Raw genomic sequence first — 3976 nt, forward strand, 5'->3', positions numbered from 1 at the left:
GGATGTCAAACAGTTGCGAAAATTGGTTCAAATTAACATTAATTGCTTATGTTAAGCCTTTTTGTTCTCTTTTTAAGATATTTACATTTCCTAGTTCTAGTGGAATTTATGTATTTTTTCCTGTTCCGTCACCCTCTGGAATATTTTTAGGACTTACGCACAGACCATGTATGTAGTGTTAAAAACTATAGCGCTATAGTTTTTGCACTCTATATATAGTACCCCTGCGTAAGTCCTAATTTTATGAAATTAGTATAAATGAGGCCGTCTTTAAAGTAAAACAAAATCACGAAAAATAAAAAAGCTGATGACTTATAGTTGAGTTGCTCATTGCTATAAATATAAAATTAGCAACCAAAAGAAAGAAAGTTCTCTTGGTTGCTGAGAATCAAATATTATTAGTAATTGGCGTTGCTGATGCGTGGGTATGATTTGTATTTGTTGGCAATTGCCCAACTATTGAACAACAAATACTTGAGATTATTCAGTTTTGATTTTCATACCTTGATTCAGCAACGCCTAGTAATTAAAAGTCTATGGAGACTTATTAGACTGTAGTTGCTAACTGTGGACTAAATGCTTCCTTTAATAACTCCACTTTATCCAATTGTTCCCAAGGTAAATCTAGATCGGTACGTCCTAAGTGACCATAAGCAGCAACATCTTGATAAAAACGACCTCCTCTTTCTCCAGGTAACTTCCGGAGGTTAAAAGTCTGAATAATTCCTGCTGGACGGAGTTCAAAGTTTTCTTTCACTACTTCTAATAACTTATCTTCATCTACTTTAGAAGTACCAAAAGTTTCAATCATCATACTAACAGGTCTTGCTACACCAATCGCATAACTAATTTGAACCTCACACTTTTCTGCTAGACCCGCTGCAACAATATTTTTAGCTATGTAGCGACAAGCATAAGCTGCAGAACGGTCTACCTTAGTTGGATCTTTTCCAGAAAAAGCACCCCCTCCATGACGGGAATAACCACCATAAGTATCAATTATGATTTTACGTCCTGTAAGACCAGAATCTCCCTGTGGACCACCAATTACAAATTTACCAGTGGGGTTGACAAGAAAACGAGTTTGTGAGTCAGGCTTAATCTCTATGTCTGTAAATATAGGCTCGATAACATATTTCCAGAGGTCTTCTTTAATCTTGGCTTGAATTTCCGTTAATTCTGTAATTTCTCCAATACTAGCAGTGTGTTGGGTAGAAATTAAGATTGTATCGATACCAACAGGACGGCCATCTTCATAAATAATTGTGACTTGACTTTTGCCATCTGGCCTTAAATAGGGAAGTTGACCTGTTTTTCTCACCGCAGTCAGTTGGCGACAAACTCGGTGTGCTAAACTAATAGGTAAAGGCATTAATTCAGGAGTTTCATTACAGGCGAAACCAAACATTAAGCCCTGGTCTCCTGCACCCACTGCATCGAGTTCTTCGTCACTTAAAAGCTCACGAGTTTCTTGAGCTTTATCTACCCCTTGAGCAATATCTGCTGACTGCTCATCAAGAGCTACTAAAACCGAACAGCTATCGGCAGAAAAACCATTTTCTGCATAGACATAGCCAATGTCAGCAATTTTTTTCCTAGCCAGATCTATATAATTTACTTGGGCCTTGGTTGTAATTTCACCAGTAATTAGGACTAACCCTGTGTTAACTACTACTTCAGCAGCCACACGACTTTGGGGATCTTGCGCTAATATAGCATCTATAATTGTGTCAGAAATTTGGTCGCAAATTTTATCTGGATGTCCTTCAGTAACAGACTCGGAAGTGAATAAGTAACGACTAGACAATAGTAGTTCCTCCTAATATTTTCCAGGAATTAGCCAAACGATCAATAAGCTTTAACTTCGGGATAATCCTTGTACAAAATAACTACTTTCTACTTTCTGTGCTATCAGATTAAGTCAACTATCTAAAAGAAAACTCAGTTTGTAGTCAGCTATTATGTTTCTTGTGCCATTTTCCATGTATAGGAAGTGGCGTGGGACGTATACAACATTAAGGTTAACATTGCCCTACTTGACATAATTTTTTCTGGTCAATCAATTATTTTGACCAGAAGCAGAAAATTATGAATTATTTGTTTATTGTCCCTGAGTTAATAACTTATTCTACTATAACAAAGATTGTATGCAAATACACAAATCAAATAATTGAAATACTGCCGTTGTTGAGTGGTAATGATTTTTAGATTAAGTATCAACGCTAAAAATGTGTTTTTCAATTTTACCTTTAGCTACTTACCATTACATTTCAGCAATGCCGAAATACTCCTGGCGTTCCACTTAGGGGACACCAAAAGATTCTTCAACTAGCACGGGGAGTTACTGTTTATAAAGAGATGATGACCTTCCCCTGTATTTTTCTATTATAACATGGTTACCTATCATTCCGACCTTCACTTGATCGTCGAAGGCAACTTTTCGCAGTTTATTTACACTTGATCGTCGAAGTTAACAATTATTGGCCATTTATCTTAACAATCACCAAAATAGTTATTTTTGATAAAAGTTATGCAACTTAATATGTCACAATACTTGGATTTCTTCTAAGTGAGCGATCGCTATATCTGCTGCTTGTAGGTGATTAGCTTCCGGTTTCCCCCAACAAATACCGATACAACCTGCTGCTCCTGCTTTCCTCCCCATTTCTATATCTGTTGGAGAATCTCCTACCATTAATGCTTTAACTGGTTTAACCCCTAATTTTTGACAAGCTTGTAAAAATAGTTCTGGATCTGGTTTACTAGGACTATCATTAACCCCCATTTCTAGTTGAATATAATCGTTGAGTTGATAGTATCTGACAAAATTTTGCACTGCTGTTGTATTATCTGCAGACAATATACCCAGTTTTATACCTGCTTGGGAAAGATACCTTAGCACTTCTAGACTACCTGTAAACAGATAACCTGGAGTAGACTTCGGCAATATTTGGTCAGCTTCTGCAAAAGCTTCTTTGACAATATTTAATGATTCTAACCAATCCCGTCCAGTTTCAGCAATATAAGCTGCTGCTGCAATTTCGTTTTCTCGCCTACTGCCTACCGCCATTAATCCTGTAGAATTAATATTATTGCCATCAATCCCAAAAGCCATTAGTAGTGGTTCTCCTATTCCAGGAATTTTAGCATCAATAAGGCGAGCTCGCTTTTGTCCTAAATTTCTTAAAAACTCTTGAGAGTCTTCTAAAGTACCATCTTTATCAAAAATGATTGCTTGAATACCTTGGAAGATTACACCTCGGCAGTTAATAGCTACCATTGTTTCCTAATTATATAAAAAAAATATATTTTTTGATTTTCACTGACCAAAAAAATGGGTTTCAAGCCTTGCCCTTAAGCAGGCAACTTTTGTTATAATGATATCGGTTGAAATTCTCACCTAGCGCCTACAGTCGATATACAATGCCTTAGATATAAATGTGAAACCGAAGCCCAGGCTAGCAAGAGTAAAAGATTAAAGGGCAATTGCATTGTCCAATCTGGAGACTCAAACAAAGTATTAGTTTAATTGGTGAACGATACATCTAGTTGCTGGAGGTCATTCCGAAAATTCAAACGGATATAGAAGACAAATGTCAGACTACTGCACGCAGTAGCAGTACCCAAGGAAGCGTCAACCCTATTAAGCTATCACCGGCAAAGGTGACGTAGTTAGGAATCGTCGTTGTCTTGGTACAGGGAGGATTTCAAATCTTTCTGATTCATAATAATGAAGAGCAGAATATAGGGAATAAATGTCAGTCAAATTAATGTAATTCCTGGTTATTATTGATTTATCATCTTTCCAACTTACCATTTTACTTACTCCCTATTCATCTGCATTTGTCAAGAGGTTTATTCTAAAGCTGCTGCTGATGTCTCTTCATCTGCTGTAGTCTCGTTTGTTTTTTGGGATTCTACTGCTTCAACTTCCGGTGTTTCTACTGTTTCTGCTGTTGCTTCAACTTCCGGTGCT

Annotated in this window: 2 protein-coding genes; both read right to left on the reverse strand. The window is 36.9% G+C overall.

Annotation, left to right across the window (positions count from 1 at the left end):
• Positions 1–547: 547 nt before the first annotated feature.
• Entirely contained in the window at positions 548–1807 is a 1260-nt protein-coding gene (gene metK / locus ACP6PM_RS10085; protein ID WP_426584207.1) for a methionine adenosyltransferase, read from the reverse strand.
• A gap of 738 nt (positions 1808–2545) precedes the next feature.
• Complete coding sequence (locus ACP6PM_RS10090; RefSeq protein ID WP_426584209.1) at positions 2546–3280, reverse strand: HAD family hydrolase; 735 nt, start codon at positions 3278–3280, stop codon at positions 2546–2548.
• Positions 3281–3976: the final 696 nt, after the last annotated feature.

Origin of the sequence: Dapis brunnea BLCC-M229 (assembly GCF_050015995.1) — a bacterium.
Taxonomy (GTDB): domain Bacteria; phylum Cyanobacteriota; class Cyanobacteriia; order Cyanobacteriales; family Microcoleaceae; genus Trichodesmium.

Bases quoted from the DNA above. Each gene is read 5' to 3' on its own strand.
- ACP6PM_RS10090 (WP_426584209.1), bottom strand. From the start codon at position 3,280: ATGGTAGCTATTAACTGCCGAGGTGTAATCTTCCAAGGTATTCAAGCA.